Origin of the sequence: Pseudorhizobium halotolerans, from assembly GCF_902153235.2 — a bacterium.
Taxonomy (GTDB): domain Bacteria; phylum Pseudomonadota; class Alphaproteobacteria; order Rhizobiales; family Rhizobiaceae; genus Neorhizobium; species Neorhizobium flavum.
In genome coordinates this window covers 1,592,110-1,611,157 of record NZ_CABFWE030000005.1, presented here as the reverse complement: position 1 = coordinate 1,611,157, position 19,048 = coordinate 1,592,110, and the positions used below count along the sequence as shown (strand labels likewise).

Here is a 19,048-nt window from a genome sequence, read left to right as displayed (position 1 = left end):
CCGATGGTCATATCACCCGTACTGGCATGCAGGTCCCTCGGAGGCGCTCCCGAGGGCACTTCCTTCAGGCAGCCGCTGGATAACTTTGCGCCTCGGCCGACTGTTGATCACTGGTCCGGAAAGCGGCCAACTGGTCCCGCAGCTTTGACGCTTCAACCGCGAGCGTTACCGATGCTGCGTTGGTCTCTTCCACCATGCTGGCGTTCTGCTGAGTGATCTGGTCCAGATGCGCGATCGAACCGCTGATCTCCGCCAGCGCCACCGACTGTTCCTTTGCGGATTGCGCTATCGCCAGCATCTGCCCGTTGACCGTTCTTACCTGCTGCTCGATCCCGCGGAGAGCCTCACCCGTACGGCCGACGAGCGAAACGCCGTTGGAGACGTCTTTCGATGCCTGCTCCACCAAAGATTTGATCTCCCTGGCAGCCGAGGCCGAGCGTTGTGCCAGTTCGCGGACCTCCTGAGCGACGACGGCGAAGCCCTTCCCTGCTTCACCGGCTCGCGCCGCCTCGACGCCGGCATTGAGCGCCAACAGGTTGGTCTGGAAGGCAATCTCGTCGATGACGTTGATGATGTGACCGATCCGCGAGGATGAATGAGCAATCTCCTCCATCGCCTCGACTGTCTGGCTCACGATGATCGTCGCCTGGGATGTGTCGTCGCTTGCTCGGGTGGATGACTTCTGCGCGTCGTCTGCCGCACCCGAGGACATTTTGACTGCGCTCGCTACTTGCTCCAGTGCCGCTGCGGCCTCTTCAAGCGCGGCCGCCTGGCCCGCAGTTCGGCGAGCAAGCTCGTCAGCAGCACCTCGGAGATCGGCGCACCCCTCGTCGATGACATTGGCATTGCCGCCAGCGGTGGCGACCAGCTGCTCCAGGGTCTCCACGGACCGGTTGAAGACAAGGCGGAGCCCGTCGAAGTCGGCATCCAGGACTGCTTCTATCCTATAGCGAAGATCGCCGGCCGAAAGTGCATCGAGGCCCTTTACAAGCTGGCCGAGAGCATATTCGACCGCCTGGCTACGTTCCGCGCGCTCGCGCTCGGCAGCTTCGGCGATGCGCCGCGCGTCAGCGTCGCGGACCATCTCTTCCTGCCTCTGGTGCTCGGCCTGCCGCCGCGCCTCCTCGAGCGCCCGAGCAACTGCCCGCGACATGGCGCCGACCTCGTCCCTGGCGGAGGTGTCGCCGACGCTGACCGTGGCGTCACCCTCGGCAAGTTGTTCTATGGCTGCGGTGAGGCGCTTGATCGGCCGCACCACCCCCAGGCCCATCGCAAGCGAAAGCAACAACGAACCAGCAAGCGCGCCAGCCAGCGAAACGCCCAGGACGATCAGTGCACGTTCTTCGGCCGCCGCTGCTCCGGCTGCGTCTTCCCTGACGTGCTCGAGAAGACGTTGCTCGAGAGCGCGCATCGAGTCGATCCGTTCCGTGGTGAGGCGATACCAGGTTGCGGCATCGAGGCCGGACACATCTCCCTCTGCGCCGGCGAGAAGCAGGCGCGATCGCATGGCCGCAAGCGGTCCCTCGCCTGCAACTCCGATCGACCTTGCAGCATCCGCGAAGGCAGGCGCACGTGCTGCGAATTCCTCCAGCAGCGCTGCCTGCGACCCATGAAGGACCGACAATCGCGTCAGTGCGGTCTTATCCACGACACCTGCCGTGATTACGCCATTGCCGGTTGCCCTTTCCTGGCCCGCCAATTCCTTCATCTGAGAGAAGAGGCTGTAGGCTGCAATTTCATCGGCGATTGCGCTGTCGGAGCCTTGGTCTCCAAGTGTCTTCGACAATGCAAGCAAGCCAGCGACGACATCGCTGTAGCGCAGGGTCGCGGTGGCGGCTGAAAGCTCCAGGAGATCGACCCGCTGCCGCAACTCCCGAAGGCCATCCAGCGACGCGGACAATGAACCGGGTGGCATGGATCCCGTGTGCGACGACAGCTCCTCCAGCCGCCTGGCTAAGCGATCAGTCGATTGACGGGCTTCGTCGAGGCGACCGAACTGCGCCTGATCGCTGGCTGCAAGAACGCCGGCAGTCTGGCCTCGCTCTCTCTGTACCGCATGGATCACGTCCGCGAGAGCGGCCAGGTCGACGCTCACCGATCCGACATGTGTGGCTTCGCGATAGGAAACGATCCCGTCGGCGATACGGCCGTAGGCGAGCCAGACTGCCACAACCGCCGGCAGAGCCGCGCATACCAGTATTCGTTTTGTGAGGGATACATCAGAAAAACGCATGAGGAGGCTCCGAACGACGCCGGCCTCATGCCGAACCGCCGAAAATGATGTCCGGCCGCATTGAGCTATCCGAACCTTCCCATGCCTTCTTTGCTGCTGCGCAAACTCGGATGGTCGGGATCGGCCGGGGCCGGCTCGATGCGGAGGGCGCGCAACGCGTTGAGAATGACTGCCACGTCGATTGCCTCCTGGATCAAGGCACCCTGGACGGGGGAGAGGTAGCCAAGGGCTGCCGCGATCATACCGATGACGGAGAGCCCGATCCCGACCACCACGCTTTGCAGGGCAATTCGCCGCGCGCCACGGGCGATTTCCACCCCTGCCCGCAGCCGGTCCACGCTGTCAACAAGCAGGACGACGTCCGCGGCCTCTGCCGACGCGGCCGCGCCACGCGCACCCATGGCGACGCCGATATCAGCCGCAGCCAAGGCGGGTGCATCATTGACGCCATCTCCGACCATCATCACGGGACCATGCTTCCGCTCGGTGAGCACCAGCAGCACTTTCTCGTTGGGGCTGAGGTCAGCTCTGATGCCATCAAGGCCAAGTCCCTCGGTTATGCGCTTGGCGACGTCCCGGCGATCTCCTGTTGCCAGCAGGATGCGCTCGATTCCCTGCCGACGCAGGCCAGAGAGCATTCCGAGGCTATCATCGCGCAGAGGATCAGCCATGACGAAATGGCCCGCGAAACCGCCGTCGATGCCGACAGCGACGAGGACCGACCCAGCACCGAGCGCCGGATGCCCCATCGCCGTTCGACCGAGGTGTTGGGATACGAAGCGATGACCGCCCACGACCACGGAGCGGTTGTCGGCGCGACCGACAAGCCCCTCCCCCGGGGTCTCGGCCACCTCCGTCGGAACTGGCAGTGCCAGCCCTCGCTCGCGGGCCTCCTGGACGATCGCCTGGGCAACCGGGTGCTTGGTTGCCTGTTCGAGCGCCGCCGCCAGCCTCAGCACGTCGTCCGCAGCCATGCCATTATATGTGCTGACCGACACGATCTTCGGCCGCCCATCCGTCAGCGTCCCCGTCTTGTCGAGGATCAGCGTGCGCGCGCGGGCCATCGCTTCAAGGGGTCCGGCACCCTTGATCAGCACTCCGTGATGAGCGGCGCGGGAAAGGCCAGCCACCAACGCCACGGGCACAGCCAGGATCAGCGGGCACGGCGTTGCCACCACCAATACGGCAACAGCGCGGATGGGGTCCCCCGTTACCCACCACGCCGAGAAGGCGATTGCGACAGTGACGAGCAGGAAAGCAAGCGACCACCTGTCCGCGAGCCGCGACATGGGTGCCTTCGAGGCCTGGGCCTGTTCGACGAGACGAACGATGCCGGCATAGGTACTGTCGGCTGCCGGTCGGGTCGCAAGGAGGTCGAATGCCTCGCCAGCATTGGTGGAACCGCTCATTGCATCACCGCCCTCCTCCACCCTGACCGGCAGCGACTCCCCCGTCAGGGCGGAGGTATCCAGGAAGGCGACGGAGGATCCGACGGTGCCATCGACCGGAACCACGTCCCCCTGCCGGATCAGCAGCCGGTCGCCGGGTGCGACGGCATCGAGCGGCACGTCTTCCAGTGCGCCATTGATGTGCCGCGTAGCCGTCCGAGGCACGCGCGCGAGCAGGTCGCGCATCTCGCGACGCGCGCGGCCTTCGGCGAAGCTTTCAAGAAAGGTACCGCCGGAATACATAACCGCAACAACGGCGGCTGCGAGAGTTTCGCCAAAAAGGAGCGCGGCCGACATGGAAAGAGCCGCCACGATATCGAGCCCGACCTCACCCCGGCGCAGGCTGTGCAGGATCTCGACTAGGAGCGCGACAAGCACAGGGCCAACACCCAGCGCCCACACGGTAGTGGCAAGTTCCGGTCTATCAATCCCGTAAGCCAGCAGGAGACCGCCAAAGAGGCCACCGAGGGCCACCGCCAGAAGCGCGATCTTCAGCTTCTCGCCCGCCGAATATCCTGACATCAAACAACTCTCCAGCGCCGCAGACGACCCGCCACGGATCATTCCCGACTTTAGCCTTCTATCAGGAAGCGGAGAATGAATCCGTCAATGATTTACGTAGTGGCCGCAACGCGGCTTGCGCCGCGCAGCCGGATCTTCGATCCGTAATGCATTGATGAGTAGGGGGCGGGGCTGGAGTGCCGCGCCTATCGTGCCTTCTTGGCGATCAACGTCTCCAGGGCACGAACGGCGACGGGATAGCCTTCCGCCCCCAGCCCGGCCATAATCGTGGTCGCGGTCATCGAGACGTAGGAGCGGTGGTAGATCGACTCCCGGCGATGGACGTTGCTGATGTGGAACTCGATGATGGGTCCCTTGAACATCTTCAGCGCGTCGAGGAGAGCCAAGGAGGTGAACGTGAAGGCTGCAGGATTGATGATGATGCCATCCCCTTCGTCGATCGCCTCATGCACCCATTCGATCAGCCGCTCCTCGCTGTTGGTCTGTCGAAACTCGACCGGTCGCTCACCGGCCGCATCCCGGCACATGGCCTCGACTTCTGCCAGGGTCGTCGTCCCGTAGATCTCGGGCTCCCGCTTTCCTAGCCGGTTCAGGTTCGGGCCGTTCAGGATGTAGATCGGCTTCATGATGATACCTCAGCCTTGATAGCCCAGCAGCCGCGGCAGCCAGAGAACGCTGTCGGGAACGAAGGTGATGAATACGAGCGAAAGGACCATCCAGAACAGGAAGGGCAGCGCGTCACGGATGATGTCGCGGACCGGACTTCCGGAGATGTTGGTCATGATGAACAGCAGCAGGCCATAAGGCGGCGTGACGAGGCCAAGCATGATGTTGACCACGACCACGACGCCGAAATGGACGAGATCGATGCCGAGCGCCTGCGCCGTCGGAATGAAGACCGGCACGATGATGAGCAGGATCGCCGTGCCTTCCAGCACGCACCCGAGCAAGAGCAGGATGATGTTGACGAGGATCAGGAAACCGATCGGCGAGAGGTCCATGCTGGTCAGCATGACCCGCAGACTATCGGGAATGTTCTCGATCGTGACGACGTAGTTGAAGACGAGCGCGCCGGCGATCAGCATACCGATCGAGGCGGACGACTTGGCGCTCGTATAGAGCGAGCCGTAGAAGTCTCTTAGGGTGATGCTGCGGTAGAGCAGGACTGAGATGACAAGTGCATAGGCAGCAGCGATGGCCGCCGCTTCGGTCGGCGTCGTGATGCCGGTATAGATGCAGCCGAGCAGGACCACCGGCATCATAAGGGCGGGGAAAGCGCGGATGGTGATGCGCGGGATTTCGCGCATCGGCACCGGATCTTCCACCGGGAAGTTCTTGCGGCGTGCGGTGATGGCAACCTGCATCATCTGCAGCCCCGCCATCATCAGGCCCGGAACCATGCCTGCGAGGAAGAGGTAGCCGATCGAGGCGTCCGACACGAGCGCGTAGATGATCATCGGGATTGATGGCGGAATGATCGGGCCGATAACCGAGGTCACCGCCGTCAGAGCGGCTGCGTAGCTCGGTGTGTAGCGGCCTTCCCGGGTCATCATGTTCTGCATCATCCGGCCGCTCCCGGCGGCGTCGGCGATTGCCGAGCCCGACATGCCGGCAAAGATGATGCTCTGCACGATATTGACCTGCGCAAGACCCCCGCGGAAACGCCCCACCAGGACGTTGCAGAAGGTCAGCAGTCGTTCCGTCATCGACCCGACGTTCATGAACTCGGCCGCAAGGATGAAGAGCGGGACCGCCAGAATGACGTAGTTGGAGTACATGCCGTTGAGAAACTGCTCGGCAACGATCCCCATGTCCGCGCCCGCCAGGAACAGGTAAAGCGTCGAACCGGCCAGCATGGCGAGCCCTATGGGCAGGCCAAGGAATGCAAGAATGGTGATGATGACGATTGAAATCGAGAAGGGGCTTGCGAGGTTCATACGCCTGAGCCTGCCTTGGTCGGGTCGAAAGCATCCGGCGCGTTGCCGCGTATAGCGCGGAAGCCCAGCCACATATAGCGGACGATCATCGCAATCGCGAAGACGACATAGATGGAATAGAGATAGTCGAAGCGGATCTTGAGATAGGCGGTGCTCTCCACCTTCATGAAGGTCACGTAGTCGACGATGGCCGGAAGCGAAATGCCGAAGAGGAAGATCAGTGCCGCTGCACAAATGATCTGCATGATGCGTCGTGACTGGTCGCTGGCACCACCCCAGATCAGGTCGAAGCGGATTTCGTCGACCTCACGAACCACGAAGGCTGATCCGAAGAGAACGATCCAGATCCAGAGCGCCACGCTGACCTCGTGGGTCCAGCCGATGGAGAGATTGAGTACATAGCGGAAGATGATCTGCAGGATGAAGACGACGAACATCATCAGCAGCATCAGGCACAATATGTTTTCCGCGCGCCGTCTCAACCACCCGCCGATGGTCGCAAGTGTGGTGTTCATCCCTCATTCCTCCCAGGAGGAGGCGCGCCGCAGGAGCGGGCCGCCTCCTCGATCATCGTACTCTGAGCTTCAGCTCGATCTTACATTCCAGCGACTTTTTCCAGGATGCCCTCGGGCCAAGACTTCGCGAGGTCGGAAGCGAGATACTTCTCCTGCGCGAATTTGCGGAACGCCTCCTGGTCTGGTTCATAGATCTCAAGGCCGGCAGCCTTGAACTCATCCAGCAGCGCCTTTTCCTGGGCGACGTGCTGTTCCTCGCTCCATTTCATGGCGTCGTCTGCCGCCGCCTGGAAGGACTGCTGCTGTTCAGGTGTCATCTTGTCCCAAACTTCCTTGGAGATGACCAGCAGGTCGTAGCCGATCAGGTGCGAAGTCAGCACGATCTGCGACATGACCTCGTAGAACTTCATGTTCTTGACGTTCGGGAGCGGGTTGTCCTGGCCGTCGATCGCACCCGTCTGCAGTGCGGTATAGACTTCCGCATAGGCAACAGGAACCGGGTTGGCCCCTAGGGCCTCGCCGAGGAACTGCCAGGCGTCCCCACCCGGCATGCGCAGCTTGATGCCGGCCATGTCTTCCGGCGTGTTGATCTTCTTCTCAGGCTTCAGGCCCACCTGGCGCGCGCCGAAATAGGTCGGGCCGAGAATGTGGATACCGAGCTTGTCCTCGGCCATCTTCTTGAACTCGGCGCCGGTCTCGCTGTTGAAGAAGGCCGACAGATGTGCAGCGTCACGGAAAAGGTAAGCGGACGTGAGAACCGACCACTCCGGGATCTGCTTGGAAATGTCCTGCGGCGCGATATTACCCATCTGCAGGTTGCCGCGCTGGATTGCTACGAGTTCGGTGCCCTGCTTGAAGAGGTTACCGCCGTAATAGGGTTCCAGCTTGAAGTTCTCGCTGATCCCTTCGGCAAGCTTCTTGGTCATCTCGGCGCGGATATCCTGCTCCGAGAACACGGCCGAGAACTTGAGGACCGGCTTGTCCTGGGCCAGGGCCGGAACGGCGAGCACTGCCGCGGCGAGCATGGTTGCGCCAAACAAATGACGGCGAGTGATATTGAGCATCATGTTTTCTCCTCCTGTTTGTTTCTCTCTCATCCACCGAGCGTAGATGATCTCCTCCAGACCAACGGTGTCTCCCGTCTGCTCAAGGCAGAATGTACGGAACAGTTCGTTTGGTCAATTCTTCCACCTGTTGCGCGTGTCTTCGCGCTGGCAATTTGTTATGTCGCGGGCACTCCTTCGGGTCGGATCTGCTTTCTCAAAGCCGCGATGCGGAAGATCGCATTGGCTGCACCGTAGCCGCGATAGCCGCGTCTTTCGACGATCTCGAAAAAGAATCCCTCAGCGAAGGTTCCGCTGTATAGCTGGAAATATTCCCCGTGCTCATCCCGGTCGTAGAGGATGTTCTCTGCCTTCATGCGCTCGGTCAATTGCGGCTCAAGACCGAAACGTGCTTCGACGTCGTCGTAGTAGTTTGGCGAGATCGGCAAGGTATGGAAGCCGTTGGCCCGCAACGCCTCGGCGGTCTTGAAGATATCGGTGCTTCTGAAGGCAAGATGCTGGATACCGGAGCCGAATTTCTCTGCTATGAAGTGGCCCGCCAGTGTTCTCCGGTTCTCGGCGCCGTTCATCGTGATCCGCAAGGAACCGTCGCGATTTTCAACGACCTGGCTCCGCACCACGCCGGCCGGATCGATGATGTCCACCATGGGCGACTTGGCGGCCTCGAAGATGGAGGTATAGAAGAGAAGCCAGGTCAGCATCTCTTCATAGGCCACCGTCTGGGCAACATGGTCTACGGCAATCAGGTTCGCGGGGACCGGCTGGCCCTCATCGGATGCGGGGACGAAGTCCACCTCCCATATTTTGCCTAGGCTGCTCGTGCCATCGATCAGATAGACCAACCCGCCGCCGACCCCGCGGATCGCCGGGATCTCCAGTTCGCCGGGTCCTACCGGCTGGTGGAACGGTTCCGCCCCCAACGCTACCGCGCGCGCCAACGCTGCAGATGCATCCTCTACTTCCAGGGCCATGGCATAGGCGGATGTCCCGTGAACGGCATAGGCCGCGCTGGCAAAGCCGACGGATTCCCGATTGACGAGGATGCGGATCTGTCCCTGCTGATAGACGCTGACCTTCTTCGTTCTGTGAACGGCGGTCTTGCGGAAACCGAGCGCATGCAGCATCGCGATCAACTGGCCGGCATCCGCCTCGCCGACAGAGAACTCTACGAAAGCCACGCCCTTCACCACGGCGCGCTCGGGCATCGGCGCAACCGACAGCGTGGCCGCCCCCGATTTTCTCCGCACCTGATCGCCGAGATAGATCAGCGATCGATGGCCATCGGCCGCGATCGCCTTGGGCGAGCCGCCACGAAATTGATCATTGAATATCTCAAGCGAGAAATAGCCGTCGTAGCCGGTTTCCGCGATTGCGGCGACGAAGTCGGTGACTGGCAGATCCCCCTCGCCCGGCATGTTGCGGAAATGCCTGCTCCAGTAGAGGAGGTCCATGTCGATGAGCGGCGCGTCCGCGAGCTGGACGATAAAGATCTTGTCCTTCGGGACAGATCGGATCGAACCGATGTCGATCTTGCGCGCCAGCGAATGGAAACTGTCGAGGATAAGCCCGACGTTGGGATGATCGGCGCGGCGGACGATTTCCCATGCGTCACGATGATCGAAGATATGGCGACCCCACGCAAGGGCTTCATAGCCGACCCGCAGGCCGCGCTTGGCCGCCCTCTCCCCCAGTTCCCGGAAGTCCGCTGCGGCGCGATCGATCCCACCCAGCGACACAGGCGAGACGTTCGAGCAGACCAGGACGAGATCCGTCCCCAGTTCCTGCATGATATCGAATTTGCGCTCGGCACGATCGAAGGTCCGTGCACGATGCGGCTCCGGCATCCCCTCGAAATCGCGGAACGGCTGGAAAAGCGTGATCTCCAGCCCGGCGTCCCGGACCATTCGGCCGACATCGCGGGGGCTGCCGTCGAAGGCAAGAAAGTCGTTCTCGAAGATCTCGACTCCGTCAAAACCCGCCTTGGCGATCGCCTCCAGTTTTTCCGGCAGTTCACCGCTGATCGATACCGTTGCGATCGATGTCTTCATCGGCCGCCTCCCGCTGCGCGGACGGGCTGGAGCGGCCCCCGCGTCATCTCGGCGAAGTGTCGGAGCATGCGGTCCTCATCCGGTTCCAACCCGGTAAACAGTGCGAATGCGCCAACAGCCTGAAAGACTGCCATGCCGCCGCCATCCAGGATGCGGCATCCAACCTTTTCCGCCTCGATCAGCAGTTCCGTCCTCAAGGGGAAATAGACGATTTCCGCCACCCATAGGGATGGGTCGAGAAGATCGGCCGGCAGCGGCAGGCCCGGATACTTCGCCATGCCGGTCGGCGTTGCATGGATCAGGCCCGTCGCCGATGCCATCTCCCGCGAGAGGTCGCGGCCTGCCACGACTGCCCTGTCTGGAAAATGCTGCTTCATGCTTTCAGCGAGAGCTGTGGAGCGAGCCGCATCCTGATCGAAGATCGTCAGCCTCTCGGCACCTGATCGAAGGATGGCAAAGGCCGTTGCGGCGCCCGCACCTCCGGCCCCCAACTGCACGACCGACCGGAGATTGGCTCCAGGCAGGCCTCGCCGAAAGCTCTCGGCGAACCCCCACCAGTCGGTGTTGTGCCCGTGCCGCCGGCCATCGCGGAGGACGACCGTGTTGACGGCGCCAAGCGCCATGGCCTCCTCGGAAAGGGTATGGAGGAAGGGGATGACGTCCTGCTTGCAGGGGTGGGTAATGTTCAGGCCACCGAAGCCTTTCGCTTCTGCATCCGAAAGGAGGTTCGGCAGGCGCTCGTCGCCACCATCGATCCGCTCCAGATCGAGTAGAACGTAGCGATAATCCAGACCCTGCGCGCGGCCCTCTTCCATGTGCATCGCAGGCGTCAGGGAAGCCTGGATGCCCTTGCCGATAAGCCCGGCACGAAATGAGGAATGCTCGACGGCTGCCATTTCTGCATTCACCGCGGCGACGGATGATCTTGATCATCCCGGCCGTGGCGCTCCTCCCAAAACGCTGTTCTTGGGTTCAGCGATAATGTACTAACTAGTTCGTGTCAATCGGTGCGCCATTGAAACCTGACTGCAAGGCCAATATGAGTCGTCGCGGAGGCGGCGAGGATGCCCGGGGGAAGTGACGGAAGTGGACGTGCGCAGGCCTGCTGAGCGAGAGAGCCGGAAGAACGATCCGGAAAAGACACGGGACGACATCCTGAACGTCGCGACGGAGGAGTTTTCGGCCTACGGCCTATCCGGCGGCCGCGTCGACGCGATTGCCGAGAAGACCCGCACGTCGAAACGAATGATCTACTATTATTTCGGCAGCAAGGAGGGTCTCTACCTCGCGGTGCTCGAGAAGGCCTACCGGAAGATCCGCTCGCTCGAAGCCGATCTTGAGCTTGCCGACATGCCTCCGGTCGAGGCGCTGCGAACCCTCGTCGCCAACACCTTCGACCATGACGAGAACAATCCCGACTTCGTCCGGTTGGTCAGCATCGAGAATATCCACCACGCCAACCACATGAAGCGATCGTCCGAGATTGGCGAACTCAACCTCTCGATCGTCAGGACGATCGGCGAAATCCTGGAAAGGGGGCGTCGAGAGGGCGTCTTCCATCGCGATGTCGACGCGGTGGACCTGCACATGCTGATCAGCGCCTTCTGCTTCTTCCGCGTCTCCAACCGCTACACCTTCGGCACGATCTTTCACCGGGATCTGTCGGAGCCCACCCTTTATGACCGGCACAAACGGATGATTTCGGATGCGGTTGTCGCCTACGTGACGCAACCTGCGGCGAAATAGTGATGAGGCCCTCAAGTCTCAACAATAAGGTCACGGCACCGAACACCGCGAAAATCAGGCAGCGAATTCCAGCGGGTCGTGACTAATCAGCTTGCGCGACATCGGCGGGCTTCGCCTGGCTGATCCGCATCGCAAGCGAAATCGCGAAGACGGCAGCCCCCGCAAGCAGGAAGTAGCTCTCGCCCAACGCAAGGCGGTTGTTCGAGTTCGTCGCGATGGTGATGAAGAAAAACAGACTGAGGCTGTAGAGGTAAAGCATGAGGCTTGCCGAGATGATCCCCTGCCGCCTTGCCTCGTATATCCTGTACGCGGACGCCAGGATGAAGATGGCGAGTACCAATGCGCCAAAGAGGCCGTGCCGCACCAATATTTCGAGATAGCCGTTGTGGAGCAGCCGGTGGTTGGTGTCTTGATAGGTTCCCTGCCGCCATCGATCCTGCCAGAGATTCCCCCAGCCGAACCATGGAGAGGACTCCACCGTGTCCAGTGCGTTGGTCCACAGCATCAGACGCTCGCGCATGGATGCGGGAGTGTCGGGGTTCTCTACGGCACGGCGCATGGCATCTCGGGGATCGACATACCCCATTCCAAAGCTGAACAACTCGCTGGTGGCTTCTATTGTCGGACCAGCCACGCGTCTGGCATCCTCCTGCGCAATGATGATGCCCATCATCGCGACCAGCAGTACTGCAAGCACGGCCAATGCCAGACGTCTGCCATAGAATGCTAGGACCGCCAGGGACATGAAGCCCGCCAGGGGGCCTAGGGCGAGCCACACCCCTTTCGACTGGGCGCCCAGAATACCGACCCCGCTCAACAGCACTGTCAGGAACCCCATTCCAAGGATCGCGGCGAGACGCCAACCGTCATAGCGCCGTGTTTCCACGACGTAGAGCATCAAGAAAATGCTCGTGACCAGAAGCATGCCGCATCCGATCGCTGCATGGATGGGATTGTTGTGAAAGAGAGGGAACACGCGCTCGCCGCTCCCGAGCGCAGCCCAGTCGATGCTCGCCAGCAACCCCAAACCGCCGGCGGCGATCAGAACGATCGCCGCCGGAAAGAGGTGCTGGCGTGTCTTGTATAGTGCCACCCCAAGCGCCGGAAAGAAGAGCGGGAATATGTACAACCACTCGGAGGTGCCGCGTGCGTCATGAACTGTCACGCCGATCACGAAGCGGATAGCAGCGTAAGCGGCCCAAAGCCAGCAGAACCAGGCGAGCCAGTCACGCGAGAGGACGCGAACGTGGTTCCGAAAACGGATCATGGAAAGCGCAACGAGCGCCAGCGTTGCGTAGCGGTAGGCGTCGCTCTCCACCAGCATGGCGGAAGCCATCAGCACCCACAACAGCGGAAGAAGAAAGGGGTCAAACCGGGAGGAAGCAGGCGCCGGCATGAGTTCAGACCCCCTTGAGCGCATATCGGATCCGCTGGAGATAGTCCCTTGCCCGCTGCCAATGAGTCGGGAGGCGCTTCCACCAGACGAACTTTCTCTCCTTGTAGCCGCTTCGGTTGGCGATAGTGCTTGCCGATCGCTTGGACGTGACGACGTCCTCGTCCACGGTCAAGACTTCCGCGCCTATCGCCCAGCCCCGCTCGAGAGCGATGTCGAACGGGTATTCCATCACCTTCATCTGCTCAACCAGCTTCGCCGCACCGGCGCGCGTGACCGCGTAGCAGGCCGCTGAGCCCATGGGACCGTGAATGGCCCGGCCGATCCGGTCGCCTCGATCGCTTGTTGCATAGATCCTGAAACCGACCATGCGGTGATTGAACAGTTTGATGACGTCCGCCCCCGGAACCGCGGCGAGCGCCGCCGCTGCACGCTGTGGCAGATCCGAGGAAAGCCTGATGTCGTCCTCAACGATGATTGCCTGAGGCAGCCCGGCCTCAAGAAAAGTCGAGAGCGCCTTCATGTGGCTGCGATAGCAGCCATACTCGCCCGGGATCATATGACGCCCGTTGTTGCGCATGAAGGCAGGTTCGTTCGCGTCGACCCGTTCTTCTGCTTCGACAACAGTGCCGTCAATCGCCGCAACCCTCTGGACAGGCAGGCCCAGAGCAGCAGCCTCGCGCGAGAGTTCCTCCCAGCGCTCCAGGGAGCGGTCGAGGTTTATCGCGTAGATGATAACCTGAGGGGTGTCGGCGCTATGCATTAGGACTCGTCGGAACGGGTTGGAGGCGGCAGTATCGTCAAGCCTGACGAAAGCGCCTATCCGCTCGCAGTCAGTGATTGATCGAGAGCGTCCTCGGCCGACAGCGCCGCTGCGTTCAACCGCGCACGGAGTTTCTCAGCCTTCTGACGCTTATCGTAGCGATTAAGTGACTGCGACCAGCTTTTCAACGGAATTGCGGCGTTTTCACCATAACCATCGATCAGGACGATCCGGAGTTGCCCCGGGAGCCGGTCTGAAAGCACGAGATTGTCGATCCCTAGCTCGTTGACCACAACCGGACTGCGCTCGAGCCAGTCAAAGAACTCATCCAGCAGCGGCAATAGGCTCCTGTCCAACCGCCGAGACTTCATCAGGCTCGCGACTGTGGGCGCGATGTCGCTCCGAAAGGTCTCGCATCGAACCGCAAGCCCGGGACCGATGTCGGTATCGACCAAACCGACCACCTCTTCCAGATGCTGCGAAGGATGTCCCTCGGCGGCGTAATAAGCCACCTGCTCCTCCAGAACCCGCATGAAATTCTTCAGATGATAGAAGCGGCGACGGCGGCCACGCAGAAATCCCCAGCGGGCCTTCTGACGCCTGGCGGCTTCGGACCGCACCACCTTGACGAGAATCGACTGGTCGTCCGGGTGGCGATACACAGCCGAGTTATTGCCCGAAGCAACAGGCGCGCTATCTGCCAGATGGATCATGCAAGGCTCCGGGGACAATACGATCGAGAGGTTGCGCTAAGCCTGATCGTGCCGATCGGCTTCAACAGTTCGCAACTTGCGCCTTATGCGACGGTTTGGTGACGAAATTCAAGCTGCACCAAATTTCTGCCACCTGTGGACGTCGCTCAGTTGCCAAAGGTTCTGGCGCGCCACGTCAGAGGGACGGATGCGGCAGCCCCCATCTCAACCGTGGTCTTCGTCCTGCTCCGGCTCCAGCATGGCGACAAGCTCTGCCACGCGAGGGCTTGGCAGATGATGCCCTTCGTTGATCAGCGCCTCGTCACTGTTGAGCCAGGTCCACGCTTCCATCAGGTCCTGGAAGCTTGCGCCGGTTGCAAGGATCTCGGCCGCGAAATTGTCGTCGACCGGACCCAAGACCTGCCGGATTTCTTCCCGTGTGATGGTCATTGCTGCCTCCTTCAGCCTTCGCAAGACAAGTTAGGATATCGGATTTCGTGAACAATAGGAGGCCGGTCGCTTTGTGGGCAATCCACGACCATCAGTGGACCACTACCTGGCCGGAGACATCAACTCCGCCAGTTGCAGGACAGCCTGCGCCAGCGCCTGGCGTTGCTGCGCGGGAAGGCCAGCGAAGTTCTCCAGAAATACGTCGCCCATCGGCTCCGGCGCCTCCGCCACCAGCCGAGTACCTTCCGGCGTGAGTCTCGTGTGGACGATCCTCCGGTCGGTACCGGACCGGTATCGCTGGATCAGTCCGCGCTCCTCCAGATTGTCCAGGATCGTCACCAGCGTCGCCGGGCTGATGTCAGCATAGACGGATAGCGCCACGGAGGTTACCTCCCCAAGCTCCATGATGCCCTTCATGAGGATGAGTTGGGCCGCCGTCAGCCCGCATCGCTTCGAAAGCGCCCGTGATTGAAGATCGTGGGCCCGGACGATTCGCCGGACTGCCTTCTCGACCATCCGGGCTTCCGTCTGCAACCTTTTCCCATCCGTCTCGTTTGCCGCGACATTCATGCCTTGACCATATCCATTCGATCTCTAACTATTAGATCTAGTATTATTTCAGGCCATTCAAGAGCAAGAGAGGATTGATAGGAACCGTGTGTGGGATCTGTGGTGAAGTGCGCTTTGATGGGGGACAGCCCTCGCCCCTCGTGCAGGCGAAAATGATGGATGCGATAGCGCCGCGGGGGCCGGATGGCTCCGGGTTGGTTATCCATGGCAATGCGGCGCTCGGCCACCGGCGCCTGTCCATCATCGACCTCTCGCAGAAGGCTCGCCAGCCCATGGTGGATGCCGATCTCGGCCTCACCATCGCGTTCAATGGCTGCATCTACAACTATCCCGAACTCCGCAACGAGCTGGAAGCCAAGGGCTATCGCTTCTTTTCGCACGGCGACACCGAGGTGATCCTGAAATCATGGCATGCCTGGGGAGTCGAGTGCGTGAAGCGCTTTCACGGCATGTTCGCGTTCGTGCTTCACGAGCGCGACAGCGGTCGGGTCGTCATGGCGAGGGACCGGTTCGGCATCAAGCCGCTCTACTTTGCCCGGACTGGAGGTGCGATCCGGTTTGCCTCCTTCCTTCCGGCGCTTCTGAAGAGTGGCGACATCGACACCTCGATCAACAAGACGGCGCTGCATCACTACATGACCTTCCATGCGGTAGTGCCCCCGCCACACACGATCGTCAACGGTATCCAAAAGCTGCCGCCAGCGACGATCCGCGTCATCGAGGCTGATGGGCGCGAAGAAGACACCGTCTATTGGGCGCCGCCCTACCAGCGAGATCCATCGCTGAGCAAGCTTTCCTCGACCGAATGGCGGGATCTCGTACTGGACGCGCTGAGAACGGCAGTTCGTCGTCGGATGGTGGCTGATGTTCCGGTGGGCGTCCTGCTTTCCGGCGGGGTGGATTCCAGCCTCATCGTCGGCCTTTTGGCAGAAATGGGCCAGAAGGACCTCATGACCTTCTCGGTCGGATTTGAAGCCGCGAACGGAGAAAAGGGCGACGAATTTGTCTATTCCGACATTGTCGCCAAGAGGTTCGGCACGGATCATCATCAGATCTTTGTGCCGTCGGAGCGCCTCATGGAGGCCTTGCCGGGTGTCTTCGCGGCAATGTCCGAGCCGATGGTTTCCTATGACAATGCCGGTTTCTACCTGCTGTCGCAGGAGGTCTCGAAGCATATCCGGGTGGTGCAGTCGGGCCAGGGGGCAGATGAGGTCTTCGGTGGCTATCACTGGTATCCGCCGCTGGCACAGTCGAACGACGTCAGCCACGACTATGCAAAGGTATTTTTCGATCGCTCGCATGACAAGCTTTCGCAGCACCTCAATCGCGAGTGGATGACGGAGAGCGACGTCAGCTTCGAATTGGTTGATCGCCACCTTCGCTCCCCCGGTGCGGACACGGCTGTTGATGCCGCCCTTCGTCTCGACAGCCAGGTCATGCTGGTGGACGACCCCGTGAAGCGGGTCGACAACATGACCATGGCCTGGGGCCTGGAGGCACGCGTGCCATTCCTCGACCACGAACTCGTTGAACTGGCTGCCAAGATCCCGCCGGAAGAGAAACTGCGGGAAGGCGGCAAAGGGGTGCTGAAAGACGCGGCACGCCTCGTCGTACCTTCGGAAGTGATCGATCGGAAGAAGGGTTACTTCCCGGTACCCCAGCTGAAATACGTCGACGGACCCTATCTCGATATGGTCCGCGATGCGTTAGGGTCGCAGGCTGCACGCGACCGCGGGATCTTCCGCAAGGACTACCTGAACCAGCTGTTCGACAACCCCTCTGATCATATCACCCCGCTTCGCGGGTCGGAGCTTTGGCAGGTAGGGCTGCTCGAAATGTGGCTGCAGACGCAGGGGATCTGATGATGGCCAAGACCACACCAGAAGACAGGGCGGGCCGATTTCCCGCGGCGAAGGCGGTTGCCCATCGTCTCAAGCGCCAACGGGTGGACTACTCCAGAGGCGGAGGCCACCCTGCGGACGCTGATCTCGCGAAGGATGCGGCCCAGGTCGATTGCGGCTGGGGGCGGCTGCTGTTTGCGCAGACCTTCCAGGATCCGGCTCAACTGGTGGCTGCCCTGCGCGAGGAAGCGCCGGAACGGCGGGACATAGCCGTCTATGTCAGCGATCCGCATGTCGTCCTCGCTGCTGCACCGCAGGAGCTCTTTCTTGATCCCTCCCACACGTATCGTCTGGATCTGGCAACCTATCGCAACAGCCGCAAGCAGCCCCGCGGCTTCTTTGTGCGCAGGCTCTCGTCCGAGGCAGATGCGGATGCGGTCAACCGCATCTATGCGTCGCGAGGAATGGTTCCGGTGCGGCCCGACTTCTTCTGGTCGAACAGGGACAATCGCTCGATCACCTACCTCGTGGCGGAGGACGAGGTCTCGGGCGAGATCATCGGCACCGTCACGGGCATCGACCATCGGCGTGCATTTACCGATCCGGAGCGGGGCTCGTCCCTCTGGTGCCTGGCGGTGGATCCGCAGGCTCGCCATGGCGGCGTCGGCGAAGCTCTGGTGCGGCGGCTGGCCGAGCATTTCAAGGCCAGAGGCTCAGCCTTCATGGACCTGTCGGTCCTGCACGACAACGAACAGGCAATCAGCCTCTACGAAAAACTGCACTTCCGCCGGATCACGGCCTTCACCGTCAAGAGGAAGAATTCCATCAACGAGCGGCTCTACGCCAATCCGCTCGAGGAATACGACGTTCTCAACCCTTATGCGCGGCTCATCGTCAATGAAGCCCGCCGGCGCGGGATCCACGTGGAAATCACCGATGCCGAAGGTGGCTTCTTTCGGCTGACCCAGGGCGGGCGGTCCGTGCACTGCCGCGAAAGCCTGTCGGAACTCACCTCCGGCGTCGCCATGTCGATCTGTGATGACAAGGCGGTGACCCGACGCGTGGTCGAGCGGGCCGGGATCAGCGTGCCGGAGCAGATGACGGCAGCCGGGAATGATGACGAACTGGCAGCCTTCATCGAGAGGCACGGCCAGGTCGTGGTCAAACCGGCCAGAGGCGAACAGGGTCGTGCAGTCGCGGTCGGGCTCGACAACCTAACGGCGGTCAAGCATGCAATCGCGGAAGCTCGGGAGGTCTGCGATCGGGTTCTCGTCGAGGCATGTTTCGAGGGGCAGGATCTCCGTCTCGTGGTCATAGACTTCAAGCTTGTTGCCGCCGCCGTCCGACGTCCGCCGCACGTTGTGGGAGACGGGCGGCAGACGATCCGCGAACTGATCGAGGCTCTCTCACGACGGAGGGCAGCTGCAACCGGAGGAGAGAGCACGGTCCCCATCGACGCCGAGACGGAGCGCTGCCTCAAGCTCGGTGGCTACGGGCTCGACACGGTGCTGGAAAGCGGCCAGGAGGTGCTCGTGCGCAAGGCGGCCAACCTGCACACGGGCGGCTCCATTCACGATGTCACGGGCATCGTCCATCCGCGGCTTGTCGAAGCGGCCATTGCCGCTGCACGCGCCATCGACATTCCAGTCGTCGGTATCGATTTCATGGTGCGCAATCCCACCGAGCCGGACTATGTCTTCATCGAAGCCAACGAGCGCCCCGGCCTGGCAAACCACGAGCCGCAGCCGACGGCGGAGCGGTTCCTGGACCTGCTGTTTCCGACGTCCGGGCAGCGTTACGCCAATCTCGTCCTCGGAAAGAGCTAG

16 protein-coding genes are annotated in these 19,048 nt (G+C 61.5%); 3 read left to right on the top strand and 13 right to left on the bottom strand.

Translation table 11 applies throughout. The features are described 5' to 3' along the window. Positions 1-64: 64 nt before the first annotated feature. The 8 genes from FN060_RS12815 to FN060_RS12780 all read right to left on the bottom strand — a co-directional run bounded on the left by FN060_RS12815 (position 65) and on the right by FN060_RS12780 (position 10,663). On the bottom strand, positions 65-2,233 hold the full coding sequence (locus FN060_RS12815; protein WP_142588351.1) for a methyl-accepting chemotaxis protein: 2,169 nt from the start codon (positions 2,231-2,233) through the stop codon (positions 65-67). Positions 2,234-2,298: 65 nt separating this feature from the next. Further along, positions 2,299-4,203: a heavy metal translocating P-type ATPase gene (locus tag FN060_RS12810; protein ID WP_142588350.1), complete on the bottom strand. Its 1,905-nt coding sequence runs from the start codon at positions 4,201-4,203 to the stop codon at positions 2,299-2,301. Between the two features lie 185 nt (positions 4,204-4,388). Beyond that, the gene (locus FN060_RS12805) at positions 4,389-4,829 is read right to left on the bottom strand and encodes a type II 3-dehydroquinate dehydratase (protein ID WP_077549144.1); all 441 of its coding nucleotides are present in this window, start codon (positions 4,827-4,829) and stop codon (positions 4,389-4,391) included. Between the two features lie 9 nt (positions 4,830-4,838). After that, positions 4,839-6,140: a TRAP transporter large permease gene (locus tag FN060_RS12800; RefSeq protein ID WP_142588348.1), complete on the bottom strand. Its 1,302-nt coding sequence runs from the start codon at positions 6,138-6,140 to the stop codon at positions 4,839-4,841. Continuing rightward, complete coding sequence (locus tag FN060_RS12795) at positions 6,137-6,655, bottom strand: TRAP transporter small permease (RefSeq protein ID WP_077549142.1); 519 nt, start codon at positions 6,653-6,655, stop codon at positions 6,137-6,139. Before FN060_RS12795 ends, FN060_RS12800 begins: the two co-directional genes overlap by 4 nt. Positions 6,656-6,735: 80 nt before the next feature. Then, on the bottom strand, positions 6,736-7,722 hold the full coding sequence (dctP, locus tag FN060_RS12790) for a TRAP transporter substrate-binding protein DctP (protein WP_142588346.1): 987 nt from the start codon (positions 7,720-7,722) through the stop codon (positions 6,736-6,738). 155 nt (positions 7,723-7,877) lie between these two features. Beyond that, positions 7,878-9,767, bottom strand: coding sequence for a bifunctional sugar phosphate isomerase/epimerase/4-hydroxyphenylpyruvate dioxygenase family protein (locus tag FN060_RS12785; protein ID WP_142588345.1), 1,890 nt, complete (start codon positions 9,765-9,767; stop codon positions 7,878-7,880). Next, on the bottom strand, positions 9,764-10,663 hold the full coding sequence (locus FN060_RS12780) for a shikimate dehydrogenase (RefSeq protein ID WP_142588343.1): 900 nt from the start codon (positions 10,661-10,663) through the stop codon (positions 9,764-9,766). The genes FN060_RS12785 and FN060_RS12780 overlap by 4 nt, the downstream gene beginning before the upstream one ends. A 196-nt stretch (positions 10,664-10,859) precedes the next feature. Here FN060_RS12780 and FN060_RS12775 point away from each other — a divergent pair, with 196 nt between their 5' ends. Next, positions 10,860-11,513 carry a TetR/AcrR family transcriptional regulator gene (locus FN060_RS12775; RefSeq protein ID WP_183949883.1) on the top strand — a complete coding sequence of 218 codons (654 nt, stop codon included), beginning with the start codon at positions 10,860-10,862 and terminating at the stop codon, positions 11,511-11,513. Between the two features lie 82 nt (positions 11,514-11,595). Here FN060_RS12775 and FN060_RS12770 read toward each other — a convergent pair whose 3' ends face one another. The 5 genes from FN060_RS12770 to FN060_RS12750 form a co-directional block, all read right to left on the bottom strand. Further along, positions 11,596-12,909 (bottom strand): O-antigen ligase family protein, encoded by a 1,314-nt coding sequence (locus FN060_RS12770; protein ID WP_183949881.1) that lies wholly within the window; start codon positions 12,907-12,909, stop codon positions 11,596-11,598. A gap of 4 nt (positions 12,910-12,913) precedes the next feature. Further along, a complete protein-coding gene (locus FN060_RS12765) occupies positions 12,914-13,669 on the bottom strand; it encodes a glycosyltransferase family 25 protein (protein ID WP_142588339.1) in 756 nt (251 codons plus the stop codon). 56 nt (positions 13,670-13,725) lie between these two features. After that, positions 13,726-14,382 carry a YrbL family protein gene (locus FN060_RS12760; protein WP_142588337.1) on the bottom strand — a complete coding sequence of 219 codons (657 nt, stop codon included), beginning with the start codon at positions 14,380-14,382 and terminating at the stop codon, positions 13,726-13,728. A 204-nt stretch (positions 14,383-14,586) separates the two neighbouring features. Beyond that, on the bottom strand, positions 14,587-14,811 hold the full coding sequence (locus FN060_RS12755) for a hypothetical protein (protein WP_142588336.1): 225 nt from the start codon (positions 14,809-14,811) through the stop codon (positions 14,587-14,589). 102 nt (positions 14,812-14,913) lie between these two features. Beyond that, entirely contained in the window at positions 14,914-15,381 is a 468-nt protein-coding gene (locus FN060_RS12750) for a MarR family winged helix-turn-helix transcriptional regulator (protein WP_142588334.1), read from the bottom strand. An 86-nt stretch (positions 15,382-15,467) separates the two neighbouring features. Here FN060_RS12750 and FN060_RS12745 point away from each other — a divergent pair, with 86 nt between their 5' ends. Together FN060_RS12745 and ngg are read left to right on the top strand one after the other, a co-directional pair. After that, positions 15,468-17,243 carry an N-acetylglutaminylglutamine amidotransferase gene (locus tag FN060_RS12745; protein ID WP_142588332.1) on the top strand — a complete coding sequence of 592 codons (1,776 nt, stop codon included), beginning with the start codon at positions 15,468-15,470 and terminating at the stop codon, positions 17,241-17,243. A 2-nt stretch (positions 17,244-17,245) separates the two neighbouring features. Next, complete coding sequence (gene ngg, locus FN060_RS12740) at positions 17,246-19,048, top strand: N-acetylglutaminylglutamine synthetase (RefSeq protein ID WP_142588493.1); 1,803 nt, start codon at positions 17,246-17,248, stop codon at positions 19,046-19,048.